This is a genomic window from Blastococcus mobilis (assembly GCF_900188025.1).
In the GTDB taxonomy this organism is placed as follows: Bacteria; Actinomycetota; Actinomycetes; order Mycobacteriales; family Geodermatophilaceae; genus Blastococcus_B; species Blastococcus_B mobilis.
Window position 1 is genome coordinate 288,484 of sequence record NZ_FZNO01000002.1, and the last position, 20,874, is coordinate 309,357.

Here is a 20,874-nt window from a genome sequence, read left to right on the forward strand (position 1 = left end):
CGGCGTTCGGCGGCGACGCCTATCCGACGGTCCATGACAGAGCGGCCGCCCTGTTGCACTCCCTCGCCCGCGCGCGCGTTGGTGGACGGCAGCAGGCGGCTCGCATCGGCCGCGATCATCGCGTTCTACGGCATGAACGGCTTCCGGGTGACTCTCTCGAACGATGAGGCGTAGGACCTCGTGATGGCGGTCGCGGCCGGGCAGCTCGACGACGTCGGGCCGATCGCCGCACTGCTGGAGTCGAGGACGGCCGCCTCGAGACAGGCAGCCCTCTCCGGGTGGACCGGCAGGTCGGCGCCCGATCCGTCCTGTCGACATGTCGACGCTCGTCCGGGTGAGCCCTGCCCGAAGGTCAGCTGAACAGGCCGCGGATGTCCTCGGCGGTCAGCGGTCCGGCCAGCGCGCCGTCGTCGTCGTCAAGAACACGGGCGAAGAGGTCCCGCTTGCGCTCCTGGAGCGCCATGACCTTCTCCTCGATCGTGCCGGCGGCCACCAGCCGGTACACCATCACCGTCCTGTCCTGGCCGATGCGGTGCGTGCGGTCGACCGCCTGCGCCTCGACCGCCGGGTTCCACCACGGGTCGAGCACGAAGACGTAGTCGGCTTCGGTGAGGTTGAGGCCGAAGCCGCCGGCCTTGAGGCTGATGAGGAACACCGGGGCACGCTCGCTGCGGAACTGGTCGATCCGCTCCTGCCGGTTCCGCGTCCGGCCGTCGAGATAGGTGTAGGGCAGTCCGTGGGCATCGAGCTGCCTCCGGACGGTGGCCAGGAACCCGGTGAACTGGCTGAACACCAACGCCCGGTGCCCCTCGGCGACCACCTCCTGCAGGTGCTCGAGGAAGGCGTCGGCCTTGCTCGACCGAATGGCCGCGTACTCGGGATCGATCAGTGCCGGGTCCAGCGCCAGCTGCCGGAGCAGGGTCAGCGAGCGGAAGATCGTGAACCGGTGCCGCTGCAGGTCGTCGACCAGCCCGAGCACCTTGCGCCGCTCCCGCTGCAGATGGGTGTCGTAGACCTTGCGGTGCCTGGGGTTGAGGACCACCTCGAGCACCTGCTCCTGCTTGGGTGGCAGCTCGGTGGCGACCTGCTCCTTCGTGCGGCGGCGCATCAGCGGCCGGACGCGCCGGCGCAGCGCGGCCAGCACCTCCGGATCGCCGCCCCGCTCGATGGGGATCCGGTAGTGCTCGGTGAACTTCTGCGGGTTCGGGAACAGTCCGGGCGCGACGATGGAGAGCATGGACCACAGGTCCATCAGGTTGTTCTCCACCGGGGTGCCGGTGATCGCCAGCTTGAACCGGGCCGGGAGCCGCCGCGCGGCGGCGTAGGTCTTGGCTGCGTGGTTCTTCACGAACTGCGCCTCGTCGAGCACCAGCCCGCTCCACGGCAGCTCGCGGTAGTCGTCCTCACCCAGGCGCAGCAGCGTGTACGACGTGACGACGACGTCGGCGCCCTCGGCCGCCTCGGACAGAGGGACGCCCAGCTTCCGTGCGGTGGCATCGATGGCGCGGACGCGGAGGTCCGGCGCGAACCGCGAGGCCTCCCGCACCCAGTTCGACACCACGCTGGTGGGTGCCACCACGAGCACGGGAGCGGTGAGCTCACCCGCCTCCTGCGCCCGGCACAGCAGCGCGAGCGTCTGCACGGTCTTGCCGAGCCCCATGTCGTCGGCGAGCACGCCGCCGAGGCCGGCGTCCCAGAGGACCGACAGCCACTGGTAGCCCTGGAGTTGGTAGGGCCGCAACTGCGCGGCCAGCCCCGCCGGAGCCGCGGGCGGCGCCGCGTCGTCGACGTCCAGGAGCGCCCGGACGTCCCGCGACCACCGCTCGCTCTGCTCGGCCACCACCCCGAGCTCGACCAACTCCTCCCACAGTCCGGCCTGGTAGCGGCTGATCCGCAGGCCCGGCTGCTCGGCGTCCTGCAGCGCCCGCGCCTCCTCGATCAGCTGCCGCAGCCGGTCGAACTCGGGCCGGCGGATGTCGAACCAGGTGCCGCTGGGCAGCACCAGGTGCGAGTCGCCCGCGGCGAGCGCGGTGAAGAGCAGGACGAACGGGATGTCCTCGCCGTCGACGGTGACGGTGACCCCGAGGTCGAACCAGTCGGCGTCCGGCCCCTCGGTTGCGGACACGTGCACCACCGGGGCGGCCGCGGTGTGCCGGTAGTCCGGCGGTTCGCCGGTCACCTCGACGAGCACACCCGCCGCGACGAGACGGGGCAGCACCTCGGTGGTCAGGACGACGGCGTCCATCCCGTGCAGCTCGGCGGTCGGCGCCAGCCGTCGCTGCGGCCCCGACTCCCACAACCCGGGCAACCGCTCGGCCGGCAGCGGCAGCGACCGCACCAGCCGCTCCTCGGCGGCGGCGTCCCGGAGGGCGGCCGCGTCCCGGAAGGCGGCGTCGTCCTCGGCCGGCAGCGGCAGGCGGCGGACGTCGTCGCCGATGCGGTACTGCACCGACCACGCCAGCCGGACCCGGTGCCCGGCGGCGTGGTCGACCCGCAGGCACAGCTCCGGGGCGTGCACCTCGGGGAGCTCCACCGTGCCGTCCGAGGACTGCACGGGCAGCACCCGGCGCAGCGCGGGGTAGAAGTCGGTCAGGAAGCGATCTCGGTCGGCGGCCGGCACGCGCAGCTCGCCCGCCGACAGCAGGCTCTGCGTCCGTCGCGACACCCGCTGCACCGGTGTCAGCGTCAAGCCGCCGTCGGGCACCAGCTCCGCCGGCACGTCCGGCACACCGGGGAGCAGCACGGCGCCGTGCGGCGGGGAGCCGAGCAGTCGCACCGCCTCGGCAGGCACGGCGATCCCGTCCACGTGCACCACCGGCTCGACCCGCAGGTCGGCATCGTGCTCCTGGCGCAGGTCGACTCCCAGCGGGGCCGGCTCACCGTTGAGCCGGACCGGGGCGCCGGTCGCGGTCACCATCGGCACGCCTTCGTCGACCACCTGCTGCAGCGCCGGCCACAGCGCCGGACCGAACTCCTCCAGCCGCACCGGCGCGTCCGCGGAGTTGTAGTAGCCGTAGAACCCGGAAGCGTCTTGGGCTACCTGGTGCGCCCGGTACACGGCGCGCAGCGCGCCGGCCTGGCCCGGATCGTGCCGCGATTGGTAGTCGTACTGCAGGGCCCGCCAGGACACACCGGTCCGGATCCAGCGGCCCTTGGCGCCGGTCACGACGGGGCGCAGCCGCACCGACCACGCCGCGACGGCGGACCGCCCGCCGGCCGCCGCCTCGACCTCGAACTGCAGACCCAGCGGGGTGCCCGGGCGGCTCCCGGCCGGGTCGCCGGACGGGACCAGGTCGGCGAGCGCCAGCTCCCACGCGGCTCCCGCCGGGGCCCCGGCACGGGCAGAGGAGCCCGACGGGTCGTCCAAAGCGTGCCGGGCGGTGATCAGCAGGGCGGCGACGTGCTTGCAGTCGACCCCGACCGGGCAGCTGCACTCCCCCCACCACTGGGATCCGCTCGCGTCGTACTCCGCGACGGTGCTGTACCGGCTCCCCCCGCCCCCGCGCACCGTGGCGGCGAGCTGGCCGAGCCGCCGGGACCAGACGACGTCGGACACCCGGCCCTGTTCCGCGTAGACCGCACCCCGGCGGAATGCCTCGCCGCCCACCGTGCCACGGATGACGGCGTCGGCGAGCATCGGCCGCAACTCGTCCAGCACCCATCGAGGCTAACCGGGACGATCCGGCCCACACGACTGTCCACAGCGCCGCGCGCGGTGCCCGGAGCCCGCTCCGCTCGATGCGTGCCCGCCATGTCGAAGCGCTCCCGCCGCGAGAGGGCACGCCGCGCTCAGGCTCACCGGCAGCGGCCCGCCCGCTCCGGGCGGCGACCGGTGCGGCACGGCCCAGCCGGCCGTCCCGAAACGGACCTGATGGACGACGTCGCCGCCGCGCTCGACTCCGGCTCGCCGCTGCCCCTCCTCGGCCTGGCCAGCTCGATGCTGGCCATGTTCGAGCCGCGCCCCTCGTTCGGCCGGCCGGCCGAGCCGTCCCCGCCCGACCGGGAGGAGCTCATCGACAGCTTCTTCGCCGTCGACCTGCGCGAGACGTCCGCACTGCTGGCCGCCCTCGCCGGGCTGTCCGGCGACGACCCGCTGCGCCAGCGGGTGCGCCGGGAGGTGTCAACGCGCGGCCACGTCCTGCCGCGCTGGCTGCTGGGCCTGGATCAGGCACAGCCGGTCGAGCCGGTGGTGCGCATTCGGGACGTACTCGGCGACGCGGAGGACATCGTCTTCGCAGTCCGGCTGCCCGGCGGGTTCGAGCTGTCCGTCGTCACCCTCGTCGACCACAACATGGGCACCCTGGTCAAGGACTCGTTCACCGTTCCGGGCGCCCTCGACGACCTCGTGCCCACGCTCAGGGACACGATCGAGGATCCCGACGTCACGCTGACCGACCTCGATCCCGCCGACGCCCGCGCCATGCTGACCGAGGCGATCGACCTGGGCGCCATCACGTTCCCCCCGATCGAGACCGAGAGCTGGCCGGCCAGCCGCCCCTTCGTCCGGTGGGCGCTCGGCCTGTTCCCCTCCGGGGGCACGGGCTGGTCGCGACCCGACTGGCCGGACGACGCCCGGGCCGCGCTGGTGAAGCGTTTCCTCGCCTCGCCGTTCGGCGCCGGGCTGGACGACGCCGACCACCGCGGCCTGCTGGACGATCTGCTGTGGTTCGGCACCGGCTACGGCCCCGGCGACCCGCTGCGCTGGAGCCCGGCCAGCGTCGAGATCCTGCTGGCGGACTGGATCCCTCGCAAGATCGTCGCCGACGTCGACTACCTGGCGAAGGCGCCGGACCTGCTGCGCGCGTTCATCCGCTTCGCCCACACCGAGCGGGGCATCCGCGCGGAGCTGACGACCGAGACACTGGGCGCCGTCGACTTCTGGGAGCCGGAGTACCAACAGACCATCCGCTCCCCCCGCCCGCAGGGCCCGCAGGCGCTGCTGGCCGCGATCGGCGCGCTCGACCCGGACGACGTCCTGGCCAGGCAGCACGGGGCCACCGCCGGTCTCGACGGGATGGCCCTGGAGTCGCTGCACCGGGCCGTCGGCGGGCCCGAGGCACTGGCACGTCTCGACACCGAGGCGCTGCCCGACGAGCCGTTCGACAGGCAGCAGGTGCCGGGCGACGTCCGGGAGCCCGTCGCCGAGGTGCTCGTCCTGGTCGACCGCTGCTGCGAGGAGCTGTTCGACGTCGAGCTGCGGACGGCGGCCCGCCGCCTGCTCGCGCGCCTGGCCGTTGCTGAGCCGGGGATCTTCGCGGGCCGGCACCGTGCAGACATGCTCGCGGCGGCGGTCTGCTGGATCGCCGGCCACGCGAATCGCGCGTTCGACCGGGGCACCCCCACCGTGAAGGACCTGATGGCATGCGTGGGCGTCCGAGCGAGCAGTCCCTCTCAGCGGGCCAAGCCCCTCCTGCGCGCGCTCGGCATCGACCCCGACCTCTGGGCTTACAGGGAGTCGCCGCTCGGCTCGCCCGAGTACCTGACTGCCGGCAGGCGAGCGGAGATCATCGCCGCCCGCGACCGGCCGGGGTGAGAGTCCGTGGCCGCTGCACAGAAGCTCAGCCGCCTCTGGCTATGTGCTACCGCTGTGCATCCCAAAGCACTACCGTAGGCCGATGAGCACTCAGATCGCCGTCCGACTGCCCGATGATCTCGTGCGATTCATCGACCAGCTCGTGTCGGAAGGCAAGGCCGCATCACGGGCGGCTGTCGTCGGCCTGGCTCTGGAACGCGAACGCCGGCGCCAGGTTGCCGCACGGGATGCCGCCATCCTGGCTGCGGCTGGGGACGACGAGTTCGATGACCTCGCGGAACTCGCCGCTCGCACACCGCTCGACGACCTGGCCTGATGCGACCCATCCATCTCGCACACCTCGACAAGACTCGACCGGTGCTCGTCCTGACCCGTGAGCTGGTTCGCCCCCACCTCGCCCGCGTCACGGTGGCACCGATCACCAGCACGGTCCGGGGCCTGTCGACGGAGGTGCCGGTCGGCCCGGACAACGGGCTCGACCATCTCAGCATCGTCAGCTGCGACAACGTGGTGACCGTGCCGAAGAGCGCTCTCGGCCGGCAGATCGGCCGCCTGCTGCCAGAACAGGAGAGCGCACTCACAGCGGCGCTGCACGCTGCCTTCGACCTGGAGGACCTTCCACGGCCCCGGTGATGAGCGGGGGCGAAGCAGCCGCCCACGTCACGTCCGGCCCGAGCCGCGCACGGCAGGTCGTCGACCTCGGCGTCCACCGCATACTCGGATGCGCCGACGCGCAGGTGGCGACGCTGCTGGGACGGGATCGCCTACTGCGCCGGTTGTGCACCCGGGTGGGCGAGCGTCACCTCCTGTTCCGTCCAGGCGGTGGATCGACGGCGCGGACCGCCTTGCGCCGGCTCGGCTCCCCCGGGACCGAGCAGCCGCTGGCCGCCACGTACTCGGCGATCAGTCCTCGCCGACGATGCTGAGCAGCCCCGTGATCGCCGCTCTCAGCCGGGGGGAGGTCCTGCGACACGGTGCTGGCAACGATCGCGTGACCGGTGTCGAAGTAGCGGCGCCGGTTGGTCACGCGTCCGCGCGGTCGTCGACCAGGGCAGGTGGGGCTCGGTGTCCAGGAGGTCGCGCGGCAGCGCCTTGACCGCCTCGCCGATCTCGATCGGGCGCACGCGCACGGCAATCGAACACCTTGGCGTCCGAGACGTCGCCGCGACCGACGTAGGAGTCGATCACATCGAGCGCGGCCTGCACGTCGAGCAGCCGTTGGCGTCGGTAACGACTCACAAGGCGATGAGTTCAGGCTCGATGTGCGCGCGAACCTCGGGCTTGAGCCCGTCGGCGGGCACGACGGCGGCGTTGGTGGTGGACGCCGTCCGGGCCGGCCACGCGGCGACCGCGGTGGTCGCCGGCGTGGTCGGCGCCCAGCCACCGTCCTGAGTCGAGACCGGTCGGCGATCGACGACTATCTCGCTGACCAGGCCGCGGACACCCAGCGAGTGGTCGGCCGCCGACGGAAAGGTGCTGGTGGTGGCACGCGGATCACTTCGCCGCGCCGTCCTATGCCGCACGCTACCGGGTGGCGACCGGGCTCGACGATCCGTCTCACCCACCGGTCCCCGTGCGCGAGGCGTCGATTGTCGGGTCGGGGGTCCGTGCGGACCGCCACGTCCGCGGCAACCACGGGAAGTCGCCGTACCATGACGTTTCGCCGCCGACCACGGGAGCACCCGCCTGATGGCCTCCTTCAAGCCGGACTCCCGGACGACGCGCTGGCTCCGTCGCCGGCCGGCCGACACTCAGCCACAGCCGCCTGACGAGCCCTTCCGTCGTCCCCGATTCGACCGGCCCCCGCCCGCCGGTAACGACTGGTACGGCGCTCCGCCGAACGCCGCCGGCCCGCCGCCGGTGCAGGAAAGGCCCAGACACCCGTGGCCCCCGGCTGCGCCCGGACGTCCGTTCCCGCCGGCCCTACCGCAGCGACCCGGCCCGCCAGCCCGATCGGGACGCGGTTTCCGCAGCCGCACCGGGAGGCGGCCCCGCCGCCGGCTGCTCCGCCGCGTCGTCAGCGTGGTGGCCGCGCTCGCCGTCGTCCAGGCGCTGGTCGTGCTCTCGCTGCGGTGGGTGGACCCGCCGACGACGGCGTTCATGTCGGCGAACCCCGACGGCGCGATCCAGCAGTCGGTGCCGGTCGAGCACGTGTCGCGCAACTTCCTCGCCGCGGTCATCGCGCACGAGGACTCCGCGCTCCCCTACCGCTCCGGAGCGTTCGACTGGAGCGTGCTGTGGAGCCGCGCGTACGCCCACCTCACCGGCGGCGAGGACCCGTCCGGTTCCACCATCCCGCAGCAGATGGCCAAGAACCTGTTCCTCAACCAGGAGCTGAGCGCCGGGCGCAAGGCGGTCGAGGCCGGGCTGGCCATGGAGCTCGCCGCCTTGATCGACGACCGCCGGATGCTCGAGCTCTACGTGAACTACGCGCAGTTCGGCCCGACGATCTACGGCGTCTGCGCGGCCGGCTGGTACTACTTCGACTCCCCGCCGCAGGAGCTGTCCGCCGCGGAGGCCGTGCAGCTGGTGGGCCTGCTCCCCTCCCCCGGGCACGTCCAGCGCGCTCCCGGCGGCGGCATGGACTTCCAGGTGGACGACGGCCTCGGCTGGCTGTCCCGCTCGCACGTGATCAACGCGCAGAACCGGGTGCCCCGCCACCTCGACCGGCTCGGCTTCCAGCCGGTCGAGGACGCCGGCGTCGAGGGCCTCGCCTCCGACCAGGAGCCGTCGGACGACGACTGCACGTCCCCTCCCGAGGAGATCGCCGCGCTGATCGCGGCGGAGGGCACCGCCTGACCCCTCCGCTGCGGCACCGGCGCACCGTGCTCGCGGCTCCGGAACGGCTCGCCCACGTGGCCGAGCAGCACCTCTACGGTGTCGCCGGTGCGGCGGTACAGCAGGACGCCGGAGCTGCGGACCGGGGCACCCGGTCAGCCTGGCGGGCGAGCCCTCGCCCGCCGACCGGCTGCCTCTGAGGGTCGATCAGTCGAACCACAGGTGCCTGACCCGCTCGCGCACCAAGACGGGCGGCTCGCTGACCTCCTGCATGCGATCCGCATGTAGCTTGGTGTGCGTGAGCAAGATGCTGCAGGTCCGACACGTCCCGGACGCTGTCCACGCCGAATTGGCCCGCCGCGCGGCTGCAGCCGGGGTGTCGCTGTCCGACTACGTGCTGCGGGAGCTCGAGCGGGTGGCCGCCCGACCGCCGGTCGAGGAGGTCCTCGTCCGATCGGCCTCGCGGCGACTGGACCTGTCGGTAGCGGAGGTGGTGGACACCATTCGTGCCGAACGCCCGAACCGGTGATCGTGGTCGATGCGTCGATCGTCGTGACGGGGCTCCTGGTCGCCGGTCCGGCGGGTGACGCAGCCCGGGAGGTGCTGCGGTCCGGGCCGCTGCACGCTCCCCATCTCCTCGACGTGGAGGCCACCTCCGCCGTCCGTCACTGGGTCCTGTCCGGCCGGCTGTCCGTCGAGCACGCCCGGATGTCTCTCCGCGATCTCCGGGATCTGGCCGCCGACCGGCACGCGCACGAGCCGCTGCTCGACCGGGTGCTCGACCTCCGGGACGCCGTCAGTGCCTACGACGCCGTGTACGTGGCCCTGGCCGAACTTCTCGGGGCCAGCCTGGTCACCGCCGATCACCGGCTGGCACGGGCGCCCGGGATCCGCTGCCCCGTGACGCTGCTGACTGCGTGAGGGTCCTACGCCGCCCTGGCGCTGCCGCGCCTTCCAGTCCTGGTGCCCGTTCCGGTGGCCCGCGAACCGGGAAGACAGGCGAGGGCCCAACCGAAGCCTGCCGGGCCCTGGCGAGCGGGTGTCCTCCTACGGCAGGACTCCGCACGCTTGACGACGCCGAAGTCGATGACGCCTTCGACTCGTCCGCGGGAGTGGGTGTCGAATCTCGCCGCAGCAGACGCGGCGCATCGCCAACCGCGGTGGTCGCGAGCGTGGTTGGCGCCCAGCCGCCGTCCTGGTCCAACGCTGCAGTCTCAGCGCGGAACGACCCGGAGTCGGTCGGCGATCTCCTCGACGTCGGCCTCGCCGGCGGCCACGTCCATGACGAGTCGGAAGGCGGCGTCGTCACCCAGGTCGGGTTCGTAGCCGTTGAGATCCAGGAAGAGGACGGTGGCCAGCCAGCCCAACCGCTCGTTGCCGTCGACCAGGGAAGGGTTCCGCGCCAGTGAGTGGAGCAGCGCGGCGGCCTTCAGCGACAGCGTGGGGTAGGCCTCCTGCCCGAAGACGTGCGACCGGGGCCGCGCGGCGGCGGAGTCCAGCAAGCCCACATCGCGCACCGGCCCCGTCCGCAGCGCCCGGACGAGTCCGAGGAGGTCGTCGAGGTCGAGGTACTCGACCTCGCTCACACCGTGCCCAGGCGGTGGAGCACGTCGCCCCACTTGTCGATCAGCCGGGCTGAGCTTTCTTGGACCCGCGCGGCGTGGCCGTTCCGTTCGTACCGCTCGAGGACGGCGCGTCGGACGACCTCCTGTCGGGAGATGCCCTCTGCTGCGGCGAGGGCAGCGAGGGCCTTCTCGAGCTCGTCATCCGTGCGAAGGGTCATCGCCATGACAGCGATGGTATCAATGTGATACCACACAGGTGATCCAGAAGCGCCTTGCCCGGGTGGACGCCCGTGGACTGTTCGATGGGCACGCGTCAGCCGACGACGGTCGCCATCTCGACAAGTCGACACAGCGCGTTGACCTGACGCAACTGCTCCGGCGTCCGCACCGCGGCGTCGAGCAGCTGCTCGCTCATCACGACGACGGCCAGCGCCTTCGCCCGGGAGGCCGCGACGTTGAGCCGGTGCAGGTCGTAGAGGAAGGAGACGCCGCGCGGGGCGTCGTCGGCGCTCGTGCTCGTCATCGAGTAGATGACCACGGGCGCCTCCTGGCCCTGGAACTTGTCCACGGTCCCGACCCGCGCGCCGTCCGGCAGCAGCCCGCGGATCTTCGCGACCTGGTTGTTGTAGGGCGCAACCACGAGCACGTCGTCGGCGCCGATCGGCCGCTCGACCAGCTCGTGGTCGACCCAGCCGACGCCCTGCAGCGACCGCCACAGCTCTGCGACGGCGACCGCCTCCTCGTCCGACGCCGCCGCCGACGCCCGCGTGTGCTCGACGAACCGGACGGCGAGTCCGCTGCCCGAGACCAGCCCACCGCCGAGCACAGTGATCCGCTCGCGGCCGGCGGCCGACTCCAGCCGCCCCTCATAGGCGAGGTCGGAGACGAACGCGGTCAGGGCCGGGTGCATCCGGTAGGTCCGGTCGAGGAAGACGCCGCGGTCCTCCGGCACGGTCGGGTGCCCCTCGAGCAGGTGCTCGAGCGCCGACAGCCCCGACTCCCCCGGGTGCACGGCCTGCGTCGGCTGCGCCAGCTGCTGCGGGTCCCCGAGCAGCACGAGTGACTTCCCCGAACGGGCAACGGCGACCGCGTTGGCCAGCGAGAACTGCCCCGCCTCGTCGACCACGAGGACGTCGACCGCCTCGGCGAGGTCCTCCCGGCACCAGAACCACGACGTCCCGCCGACCAGCTTCGCCGCCCCGTCGAGCAGGCGGGAGGCCACCTCGTTGCCGTCCTTGGACCACTCCACCCCTGGCGCCCCGCACGCCTGGTGCTCCTCGCACTTCTGCAGCGCCGGCCGGCCGACCGCCCGCAGCACGTTGCCGATGACCGCGTGGGACTGCGCCGTGACGCCGACCTTCCTTCCGGCGTCCAGCAGCGCGCGGATCAGCCGCGACGCCGCCCGCGTCTTCCCGCTGCCGGGCGGCCCCTGCACGGCGAGCACCTCGCCGTCCAGCGCCAGGCCGAGGCGGACGACGGCGTCGCCGGCCTCCTCCCCCGCCAGCCGGCGGGTGTCCGCGGGGACGACGCGGTCGAGCAGCGCCTGCCCGAGGCGCGGCCGGCCGGCGAGGACGGCGTCCGCGGTGGCGACGATCGCCGCGCGCATCTGCTTGTCGTCGAGCGGTCCCTCCGGACCCAGCCCGCGGACGGCACCCGGCTGCTTGGTGCTCTTGACGACGACCCGGCCCCCGACCGCGTCCAGCTCGCGCACCTCGCCGATCCGCGCGCGGGTGTCGACGTCGAAGGCCGGCTTGCCGACCGAGAGCTTGGCGTCCTGCGGCGGGAAGGTGAACTCGTAGAGCTTGCTGCGCTTCTCGGTGCCGACCTCGACGCCGCCGGAGAGGCCGCCGAGCGCCGTGCGGTCCTCGACGAGCTGCTCGTCCTCCAGGTCGCCGCGGCTGAAGAACTCCCACCAGCCGGGCCGGGCCTCGCGGCGGTGCCACTGCACCAGGTCGCCGAGCAGGGAGTGCCCGCGGTCTTGCAACTGCTCGACCAGGGCCAGCTCTGCGACCTCGGCCTCCGACCGCGGCGCCGGGGCGGCGACCTCGGGCGTCGTCGGCCGCGGCTGCGGACCGTGCAGCGCCTCCAGCTCGGCCCGCTGGGTCTCCAGCCAGTCGTGCAGCTCGCGGGTGGAGTCGACGTCGTCCTTGTTGTAGTCCTCGATGGCCTGCAGGCGGGCCGGGTCGCGGTCGGTTAGCCACTTCTCGTACTCGACGACGCTGGACATGGCGTCGGCGACGTCGCCGGTGTGCTCGCGCCCGTAGAAGGCCTCGACCTTCTTGATCGAGTAGGACTCCTTGCTGATTCGCATCGACTGGCGGACGACGGGATAGAGGTCGACGAACCGCTCGGCGCGCAGCAGCTGGTCGAGTTCCGCCTCGCGGACGCCGTACCGGCCGGTGAGCCGCTTGAGCGCGCTGACCTCGTAGGCGGCGTAGTGGTAGACGTGCATGCCGGGGTCGGCCCGCCAGGCCTCGACGATGTGGTCGATGAGGTCCTCGACCATGCGCCGCTCGTGCTCCCGGTCGTGCGCCCAGAGGGCGGTGAAGCGCCCGGTGCGGTCGCCGAGGCCGGCCAGGTACTCGAGCCCGTCGCCGTCACCGGCGAGTGGGTCGCCCTCGAAGTCGAGGTAGAGGTCGCCGGGGCTGGGCTGCGGAAGCCGAAGCAGTCCCTGGGCGTCGTGCGGCGGGAGCAGCGTCCGGGTGGGGACGCCGGCGGCGCGGCCGCGCAGCTGCTCGCGGGCCTGCTCCCGCAGCCGCTCGCGGGTGCCCCTGCTGATGCCGGTGGCCTTGAGCGTCTCGTCGGGGGCGTCGGCGAGCTGCTCGAGCGTGGCGACGCCGGCGGCGAGCAGGGCGGCGCGCTGGTCGCGGCGCATGCCGGCGACCAGGCTCAGGTGGTCACCGTCACGGAGCTCGGCGGAGCAGCGCGCCTGCCACGTGCACCGGTCGCAGTAGGCGACGGGCACCGGCGCGGTGGCCGGGACGTCGGCGACGAAGCCCTCGAGCCGGGTGCGGGCGCGCCGGGCGTACGCAGCGACATCGACCAGCCGCCACGGGCGCTCCTCGCCGTCGCCGGTGACGACGCAGATGCGCTCGGGCGTGCGGCCCTGGAGGGTGGCGAGCCGGTCGGCGTAGGTGGCCATCTGCAGGAGCGCAGGCACCTTGATCCGGCGGGCGAGCTTGGCGTCGGCGACCTCGTAGGACCAGTCGCCGAGGTCGGACGGCGTCAGGACCTTCAGGAGGAAGTCCGCCTGGCCGCCCCAGGTGCCGTCGAAGAGGGTCGCCTGGTGGATGACGTCAACGCCGGCACGCATCGCCTCGAGGGTGGCTCGCTCGTCGCTGTCGCCCTGGAGCCGGACGACGTGGAGGCCCTGCTCCTCCAGCGACTCCAGGTACCGGAGCTCGTGGGCGATGCCGAGGTCGGCGACGAGCACCGTCTGGTCGCTCACTCCCTCGGTCGGAAGCTGCAGACGGCCATCAGCGACCGCCACGTTGAGCGCACTGAGGTGGTGGCACTCCTGGTGCCGGGTCAGGTCAGTGGGGCTGAGGACCAGCCGCCCGTCGACGCGGTACACGGCTCAGCCCTTCGTCGGGCGAAGGGCGGTGGGCAGGGATGAGTGCGGCAACGTTCCCCCGTGGTGCTGCGTGCGGTGCGCAGTCGACCCTGCCAGCTACGTGGACGCCCGTGAAGCTCCCGCGCCGAGGCCGATGCGGCTGAGCGATCTCCGGGCACCACCAGTTCGTACGACCGCTGGTCCGTCCGCGCCGGGTCCGGTCACTGGCCCGGGCACGGACGGAGGTCGAGGGTCGCCTGCCCAGCCGCCACGGGTGTGACCAGCTCCTGCAGGCGTGCGGTCTCGTCGGCCGGGAACCCGTCGGCCTGCCAGGCCGGCAGCTGGTCGACGATCTGACGCGCGTATCCCTGCACCACCGGGGGTGGCATCCCCTGCCGGATCTCGAGGCAGGACGGGGGGCCGGCCGGCGCTGAGGGCGCCGACGCCAGGCCGGTCATCGTTCGGAACAGGGCCAGCCGGGTCGCGGTGGCGTACCGGGGGTCGAGCGCCTCGCCACTGATCACGATCGACAACACCTGCACGGCCGACCGCTGACGCACGCCCTCGTCCCCCGACACGAGACCCTGCAGCCCGTCCCGCAGCAGCGGGCCGGCCGGTCCGGCAGCGTCCGGTCGCGCCGTCAGGTCCGCGATGAGGCCGGCAACCGTCTGCGGCGGGGCCGGTGCCGACCCTTCGACGGGGGACGGAACAGACGGCGATGCCTGCGTCGCCGTCGGACTGTCGGTCGTCGCCACGGCGGTCGGAGCCGCGCTCGTCGGGCGGTCGTCGTCCGCGGTCGTCAGGAACACCAGGCCGCTCACACCCACGGCCGCGACGGCGGTGGCTATGGCGACCTCCACCCGGCGTCGCTTGCGCCGCGAGGCCGTGACCGCGCGATGGAGATGCCGCACCCGCGCGAGGATACGGGGAGAGAGGTGCGTGCAGGCGTCCTCAGCGGCGGTCCGGTCACGAACCCTCCGACCGGCTGTTCACCGCATTCCGCACCCTGGCCGCCACCCTCCCCTGACACGACCGGCTCCCCTCGCCGACACAGACTCCAGCACTGCAACGGCACTCGTGTGGGCCGTTGCTGGGTCACGGTGCCGGGCCCAGTGGCCCCGCCCACCGGTTGGAACAGCAGTGCGGGGTTGCAGGCTCGAAGTGCCCCGGTGTGGTCGCTCTCATGGCGGCTATGCCCGAGCTTCGTGGCCGAGCCGTGGAGCGACGGAGGCGACGGCGAACGCGGGACGGTCGAGGATGCAACCCTCCTGCCGTGGACACCGGCGAAGTAGGTGACGTGGACGGACGACCGCGAGTGCTCCTCCGCGATGAGCACGACGGCGAGAATTCGCGGCTGCTCACCGCGTGCCTGGAGGAGAACGGCGATCTGCGCCTCTCCGGCCAAGACCTCGGGTCGGGTACGCGGGTCATCAGCAGCGACGGCGAATACGAGTGGGAGACGGTCGTGCCGACGGCGCACATCCCCGCGCTGCTGAGAGCGCTGGACGCGCCGGCCGACGCGGACATCCTGGACGAACTCGCAGCCCGATGGACCGGACCGGCGTCCTACGACCTCGAGCGACGCATCCGGAGCACGGACATCCCGGTCCGGTTCTGGTCCCGCAGCGGTTGATGTCCGCATAGGAGAGCGTGGCGGTCTGGGCGGGCCGGATGACGCCCTTGGCCTCGGTTCGCCGAGGACGGCCTCGAGGTCTGCGCGGCCGACGTCGTCGACCCAGAAACCCAGCTGACCGGGGCGGTGCCACGGCGATCAGCTCTCCTCGGTGACCACCGCGGCGCGGAAGGCCGCGAACTCGTCGAAGAGCGGATCCGACACCTCCTGGGGTCCGCCGTCATCAGAAGACGACCTGGTGATGAGCGCTCGCGCAGCCCATGCAGAAGCCCTCGTCGCGCACGAACGACTCGGGCGCCACGAGCTCCCGGCACGTGCGGCACCAGCGGAACGACCGCCGGCGCCGACGCACGATCTGGTCGGCGGCTTCGACCAGCTCGTCCGAGCGGATGAGGAGATCCTCAGGCCGGAAACGGTGCTGAGAGTCGAAGTGCCACCGGAGCGGCCAGACGCCGTCCCAGCATCCGATCGGACGAGCGAGGAGGACGTCCACGCCGTCGAAACCCAGGGCGAGCTGCGGCGGGTGGCCCGCGACGAACCACCGCTCGTGGGTGCCTTCCGGCACCGAGGTCTCCGGACGCCAGCCGGCGCCGAGGATCCGGACGACGTCGTCGACCGGAGCGCCGAGCAGCTCTGCGACCGCTCGCTCACCGGCCTCAGAGCCGTCGTCACCCGGCCCCGCGGCACTCCCCCGCCGCTACGGCGCCGAGTTCTGAGAGACGTTCAACGCGAGCCCTGACGAACTGGCCTGGTACTACGCGAGCGTCGGAATGTGGTCGCGACGCGGCTGCCCGGCACCTCGATCGCCAAAGCCTTGGACGGCGCAGTCGCCGGCCTTGTGCCCCTGCCCACTCCGAAGCAGTAAGCACGGCCGAAGTGTCCGCGCTTGTCGCCGCGCTCCTCGTCCGGTCCTCTTCGCGGCGACTCCGTCTCCGTGCCGCGTCGGGCGGTGCCCGAACTTCGCCGTGCGGCGACTCGGGCCGTGGTGACCTGGGCGAGCGCACACGGACAGCCGATCGGCCGCAGCGCCGGCAGGTCCGTGAATCGTGCCGGGACCTGCGCGTCTTGGCCGTCTGCTGACAACGGGCACGCTGTCCCCATGACGGACGACGTGCCGCAGTGGCCTCGCGCCGCGGGCCGGGGCCCCGTGGTGGCGCTCGGCAAGCTGGTGGCCGACCAGGTGCTGAAGCTGTCCGCGCCCCTGGAGGTCGGCGGGCAGCAGCGCGTCGTGCGGACGACGACGGCGGGTGGGGCGCCGGCCAACGTGACGGCGAACCTGGCGCGGCTGGGCGTGCCGGCACGGTTGGCCGGTTGGGCCGGCGGGGACCCGCTCGCCGATGGGCTGTTGGCCGCGCTGGTCGGGCGCGGGATGGAGACAGCGGTGGTGCGCCGCGGCCGGACGCCGCTGACGACGGTGCTGGTCCACCCGGGCGGTGAACGGACGCTGCTCGCCGACCGCGGGGAGGGTGGTCTCGAGCCGGACGACGTGCGCGGCGCGTGGTTGGCCGGCGCCGCCGTCGTCCACCTGGACGGCTACGACCTGCTGCGTTTCCCGCGGGCGCTGCAGATCGCGGCCGAGCTCGCGCACACCGCCGGTGTGCCGCTCAGCGTGGATGCGGCGGCGGCCACCCGCATCGACGGCCACGGCGCTGACGCGTACGTCGGGCTGCTCGCCGGGCTGCGGCCGGACGCCCTGTTCTGCAACGCGGCGGAGGCGGCGGTGCTGGGGCTGGGCGACGGCGTGCCCCCGTGGGCGCCGGGGCTGGTGCTGGTACACGCCGGTGCGCGGCCGACCCGGGTGCTGACGCGGGCCGCTGCTTCGACGGTGCCGGTGGAGCCTCTCCCGGAGGGGTGGCTGCGGGACACAACCGGCTGTGGGGACGCCTTCGCCGCCGGCGTGCTGGCGGGTTGGCGCGCCGGGTCGTCGGTGGTGGACGCCGTCCGGGCCGGTCACGCGGCGGCCGCAGTGGTTGCCGGCTTGGTCGGCGCCCAGCCGCCGTCGTGACCGCAGTGATCCGAAGGGTCAGGCGGCGAGCAGGCGGAGGACGAGATGGATCGCGATAGCGCCCTCGCCGACGGCGGAGGCCACCCGCTTCACGGATCCGTGTCGGACGTCCCCAACCGCGAGAACGGCACAAGCACGACCTGCGACCCCAAAACGGGTCGTCCCCAACCCCAGAGTCAGCGGCCGCTGATTCTGCGTCCGGAGCAGTCGCCGCCGTTCCCGTGCTCCGCGTCGCAGATCGGGCTTGCGTGACCCTCCAGTTACGTTCTGCTCATGGCGGACGTGCCCACCGGGCTGTACGAGCACCTGGTCACTGATCGACTTAGCAAGGCTCTGGCCACGACTACGCCGGATCTGGTGGAACTGGGGACGCTTGACCCGACAGACGCTCACGAAAGCCTTACGCGTCATGTCGCCGAGCTCGCAAGCCGCGCCCTGCGGGCCGCTGGTGGAAGTGATGCAGCGGCAGTCAGTCGACAGGTCGACCTCGCCAACCGAATCATCGCGGCCATCGGGCACATGGCTCCTGAGATCGCCAACCACGACGACGTCGTGATGGATCCCGGGCGAACCCTGTTGGCAGTCACTCCCCCCAGTACTGTCCCGGGTGCCGTGTCGTTCCCGGAACGCCCCGCCGTCCCACTGTCCACCAGCGCCCTCCTCGTGAATGGCCGCGGCCAGCCGCGCATTGGCTACGAGGTTGTCCGTGAACTCGCTTCGGCCGACCACGCCGACCTGCTCTGCGCCTTCATCAAGTGGCAGGGTTTTCGCGTGCTCGAGAAGGCGCTCACCGAACTCGGAGAGCGCGGCGGTCGCCTGCGCGTCATCACGACGACCTACATGGGTGCGACAGACCAGCGGGCGCTCGACCGCCTCGTCGAGCTGGGGGCGGAGGTCAAAGTGTCGTATGAGACCCGGACGACGCGGCTGCATGCCAAGGCATGGCTCTTTCACCGGGCAACCGGCCTCTCGACGGCCTACGTCGGCAGCTCCAACCTGTCGCGGACCGCCCTGACTGATGGTTTGGAGTGGAACGTCCGACTGTCCAACGTCGAGCAGTCGCACCTGCTCACGACATTCGCGGAGACATTCGACAGCTACTGGGAGGACCCGTCCTTCGAGACGTACGAGCCGCAGCGGGACGGCGATCGGCTGCGCGAAGCGCTGACCGCTGAGCGCGGCGGGCCCTCCGACCTACCCATTGAGGTCGCCACGCTGGACGTCCGTCCATTTGGTTACCAGCGGGAAATCCTTGACGAGCTCGATGCGGAGCGCGTCGTCCACGGTCGCTGGCGCAACCTCGTGGTCATGGCTACCGGCACGGGCAAGACGGTCGTGTCGGCCTTGGACTACCGGCGCCTTCGCGCGGCGCGTACCGCCGAGCGGTTGCTCTTTATCGCGCACCGCGAACAGCTGTTGATCCAGAGCTTGGCAACGTTCCGTCATGTACTCCGGCAAGGCGACTTCGGCGAGCTTTTCGTGGGCGGACAGCGTCCGAGGGAGTGGAAGCACGTCTTCGGGTCCGTCCAGTCGCTAACGCAGCTGGACCTTGCCGAACTTGACCCCAACCACTTCGACATGGTGATTGTCGACGAGTTCCACCACGCCGAGGCGGCGACCTACACCCGGCTGCTCGAACACCTGCAGCCGAAGGTGCTGCTCGGTCTCACTGCAACGCCGGAGCGGACCGACGGGGCAGACGTCCGTCGCTGGTTTGATGGACGGACGGCGGTCGAGCTCCGACTCTGGGAGGCGCTTGAACAGGGGCTTCTGGCGCCGTTCCAGTACTTCGGCATCCATGACGACGTAGCGCTGGATCAGCTGCGGTGGCGACGTGGTCGCGGCTACGACGCCGCAGAACTGACCAACGTCTACACCGGCGACGACCACCGTGTCCGGCTGATCCTGCAGGCCGTGATGGACAAGGTCGCCGATCCCGGTCAGATGCGGGCCCTCGGCTTCTGTGTAAGCATCCAGCACGCCCAATTCATGACCGCGCGATTCAACGCAGCCGGCATCCCTAGCCTCGCCGTCACTTCGACGACGTCGCGTGAGCAGCGGGCCGCCGCTCTGGCTGCACTGCGCGATGGAACCGTGAACGCCCTCTTCACGGTCGACCTCTTCAATGAGGGTGTCGATGTTCCCTCGGTCGACACCGTGCTCTTCCTGCGGCCAACCGAGAGCGCAACCGTGTTCCTGCAGCAGCTCGGACGTGGGTTGCGACTGTCGGAGGACAAGGCCTGTCTAACGGTCCTGGACTTTATCGGCGCACAGCACCAGGAGTTTCGCTTCGACCTGCGCTTCCGCGCTCTAACCGGCAGCTCCCGGCGTGGTCTGCAGCGGGACGTTGAACGGGGGTTCCCTACGCTGCCGGCCGGCTGTCACATCGAGCTGGATCGAGTGGCGCAGCAGATTGTCCTCAACAACATCAAGCATTCCCTCAACGTCTCCTGGAAGGGGCTTATCAACGAGGCTCGCAGCGTTGAGCGCCCGACGATGGTCGAGTTCCTCGACGAAGTCGGCATCGAAGTAGAGGACCTATTCCGCGGCAATGGCCGCAGCTGGCTCGACTTGCAACGAGCGGCCGGCTGGAAAGCCGGTCAGATTGGTCCAGACGACGACGTGCTGGGTGCTGCTTTCGGCCGCATGCTGCATGTCGACGACCTCGAGCGCCTGCAATTCTTCAGAGCCGTCACAGCATCCGCTGCCGTCGCAGACACCAAGCGGATGAGGCGACTCGCCGCGATGCTCCACTTTTCGCTCTTCGACGCTCGGACACCCTTCAGCAGCATCGAGGCCAGCCTCGGGCGTCTCCTCGCGAACCCGGGCCGGGCGGACGAATTGCGAGAGCTCAGCGAGGCCCTGCACGACCGCATCCATCGTGTCGCGCCGGCCCTGGAGATCGCAGGCCCACGTCCGCTGCACGTTCACGCTAGGTACAGCCGCAACGAAGCGCTAGCCGCATTCGGCATGGAGAATCTCAATGGTGTGTTCGGCTCCGGGGTGCGCTGGGTGCCCGGTGACCAAGCCGACGTCTTCTTCGTGACCCTGGTGAAGTCGGAGGCGCACTTCTCCCCCACGACCATGTACGCGGACCACGCCATATCTCCGACAGTTTTCCAGTGGGAATCTCAAAGCACGACGGCTGAGAATTCCCCTACCGGTCAGCGATACATCAACCACCGGAAGGAGGGCTCGTCGGTACACCTGTTCTTACGCGAGACAAAGACGGCAGACGGAACGCTCGGCACGCCGCCGTACCTGTACGCGGGGCCAATGACCTATGTTTCGCACACCGGCGAGCGGCCAATGCGGATCCTGTGGCAACTCGAGCACGCTCTGCCAGCCGATGTCTTCCATGCCGCCAAGGTCGCTTGATCTCGTCCGACCTCTACTCATCGGGGACATCTCCGCGACTACGCGCACCTTCGCCTGCTTCGATGTTATCTGCTCGGTATCTCTCATACCGATCAAACCTAGATGCCTTCCCTACTGCTGGAAGCGTGTGGGTCTAAGTCGGCGCGAGGGTCGCTCGGCCGCACCTTCTCCGATGCTGGGGGAATCGGACTTCTTGCGGATTGATCGCGTCGACGAGATCGATGAGCGCATGCTGCAAGTCAATGAGACGGGCGTTCTGCGATCGGCCAGCAGGCCACACCTCTGGCAACAAGGGGGCATACCACGGTGAACCGGTGAGGTCGGGTCGTCCACTGAGGTTTTCTCACTTGGTTCCGCGGTCGAGTGAGGTCAATACGAGAGCGGCGGCGGCGATTGCGCTGATGCGCTGCGGGCAGACGGTGACCCGGT

16 protein-coding genes are annotated in these 20,874 nt (G+C 71.4%); 10 read left to right on the top strand and 6 right to left on the bottom strand.

Annotated features, from left to right (window positions below; all coding sequences use genetic code 11):
* Window positions 1-352: 352 nt before the first annotated feature.
* Window positions 353-3,658, bottom strand: a complete 3,306-nt coding sequence (locus tag CHB94_RS03140) for a DEAD/DEAH box helicase (protein ID WP_089335114.1) — start codon at window positions 3,656-3,658, stop codon at window positions 353-355.
* A gap of 213 nt (window positions 3,659-3,871) precedes the next feature.
* On the opposite strand from CHB94_RS03140, the gene CHB94_RS03145 reads away from it, so the two are divergent.
* The 7 genes from CHB94_RS03145 to CHB94_RS03180 all read left to right on the top strand — a co-directional run bounded on the left by CHB94_RS03145 (window position 3,872) and on the right by CHB94_RS03180 (window position 9,232).
* Window positions 3,872-5,533 carry a DUF6398 domain-containing protein gene (locus tag CHB94_RS03145; protein WP_089335115.1) on the top strand — a complete coding sequence of 554 codons (1,662 nt, stop codon included), beginning with the start codon at window positions 3,872-3,874 and terminating at the stop codon, window positions 5,531-5,533.
* Between the two features lie 82 nt (window positions 5,534-5,615).
* Window positions 5,616-5,849, top strand: coding sequence for a ribbon-helix-helix domain-containing protein (locus CHB94_RS03150; RefSeq protein WP_089335116.1), 234 nt, complete (start codon window positions 5,616-5,618; stop codon window positions 5,847-5,849).
* The gene (locus CHB94_RS03155) at window positions 5,849-6,166 is read left to right on the top strand and encodes a type II toxin-antitoxin system PemK/MazF family toxin (protein ID WP_089335117.1); all 318 of its coding nucleotides are present in this window, start codon (window positions 5,849-5,851) and stop codon (window positions 6,164-6,166) included. The genes CHB94_RS03150 and CHB94_RS03155 overlap by 1 nt, the downstream gene beginning before the upstream one ends.
* Window positions 6,167-6,625: 459 nt before the next feature.
* Complete coding sequence (locus tag CHB94_RS24935; protein WP_176445385.1) at window positions 6,626-6,925, top strand: hypothetical protein; 300 nt, start codon at window positions 6,626-6,628, stop codon at window positions 6,923-6,925.
* A 630-nt stretch (window positions 6,926-7,555) separates the two neighbouring features.
* The gene (locus CHB94_RS03170; RefSeq protein ID WP_254920366.1) at window positions 7,556-8,332 is read left to right on the top strand and encodes a transglycosylase domain-containing protein; all 777 of its coding nucleotides are present in this window, start codon (window positions 7,556-7,558) and stop codon (window positions 8,330-8,332) included.
* Between the two features lie 286 nt (window positions 8,333-8,618).
* A complete protein-coding gene (locus tag CHB94_RS03175; RefSeq protein WP_089335121.1) occupies window positions 8,619-8,840 on the top strand; it encodes a FitA-like ribbon-helix-helix domain-containing protein in 222 nt (73 codons plus the stop codon).
* Window positions 8,837-9,232, top strand: a complete 396-nt coding sequence (locus CHB94_RS03180) for a type II toxin-antitoxin system VapC family toxin (protein ID WP_089335122.1) — start codon at window positions 8,837-8,839, stop codon at window positions 9,230-9,232. The genes CHB94_RS03175 and CHB94_RS03180 overlap by 4 nt, the downstream gene beginning before the upstream one ends.
* A 293-nt stretch (window positions 9,233-9,525) precedes the next feature.
* On the opposite strand, the gene CHB94_RS03185 is transcribed toward CHB94_RS03180, so the two are convergent.
* From CHB94_RS03185 to CHB94_RS03200, 4 genes are all read right to left on the bottom strand, one after another.
* Window positions 9,526-9,897 carry a type II toxin-antitoxin system death-on-curing family toxin gene (locus tag CHB94_RS03185; RefSeq protein ID WP_089335123.1) on the bottom strand — a complete coding sequence of 124 codons (372 nt, stop codon included), beginning with the start codon at window positions 9,895-9,897 and terminating at the stop codon, window positions 9,526-9,528.
* The gene (locus CHB94_RS03190) at window positions 9,894-10,100 is read right to left on the bottom strand and encodes a ribbon-helix-helix protein, CopG family (protein WP_089335164.1); all 207 of its coding nucleotides are present in this window, start codon (window positions 10,098-10,100) and stop codon (window positions 9,894-9,896) included. Before CHB94_RS03190 ends, CHB94_RS03185 begins: the two co-directional genes overlap by 4 nt.
* 89 nt (window positions 10,101-10,189) lie before the next feature.
* Complete coding sequence (locus CHB94_RS03195) at window positions 10,190-13,450, bottom strand: TM0106 family RecB-like putative nuclease (protein WP_089335124.1); 3,261 nt, start codon at window positions 13,448-13,450, stop codon at window positions 10,190-10,192.
* 200 nt (window positions 13,451-13,650) lie between these two features.
* Window positions 13,651-14,340 (bottom strand): hypothetical protein, encoded by a 690-nt coding sequence (locus CHB94_RS03200; protein WP_254920367.1) that lies wholly within the window; start codon window positions 14,338-14,340, stop codon window positions 13,651-13,653.
* 386 nt (window positions 14,341-14,726) lie between these two features.
* On the opposite strand from CHB94_RS03200, the gene CHB94_RS03205 reads away from it, so the two are divergent.
* A complete protein-coding gene (locus CHB94_RS03205) occupies window positions 14,727-15,062 on the top strand; it encodes a hypothetical protein (protein ID WP_141137405.1) in 336 nt (111 codons plus the stop codon).
* Between the two features lie 223 nt (window positions 15,063-15,285).
* Here the strand turns inward: CHB94_RS03205 and CHB94_RS03210 are convergent, their stop codons facing one another.
* Window positions 15,286-15,627 carry a hypothetical protein gene (locus tag CHB94_RS03210; RefSeq protein ID WP_089335126.1) on the bottom strand — a complete coding sequence of 114 codons (342 nt, stop codon included), beginning with the start codon at window positions 15,625-15,627 and terminating at the stop codon, window positions 15,286-15,288.
* A 534-nt stretch (window positions 15,628-16,161) separates the two neighbouring features.
* Here CHB94_RS03210 and CHB94_RS03215 point away from each other — a divergent pair.
* Together CHB94_RS03215 and CHB94_RS03220 are read left to right on the top strand one after the other, a co-directional pair.
* Window positions 16,162-17,067, top strand: coding sequence for a carbohydrate kinase family protein (locus tag CHB94_RS03215; RefSeq protein ID WP_089335127.1), 906 nt, complete (start codon window positions 16,162-16,164; stop codon window positions 17,065-17,067).
* 273 nt (window positions 17,068-17,340) lie between these two features.
* A complete protein-coding gene (locus CHB94_RS03220; protein ID WP_089335128.1) occupies window positions 17,341-20,445 on the top strand; it encodes a DEAD/DEAH box helicase in 3,105 nt (1,034 codons plus the stop codon).
* Window positions 20,446-20,874: the final 429 nt, after the last annotated feature.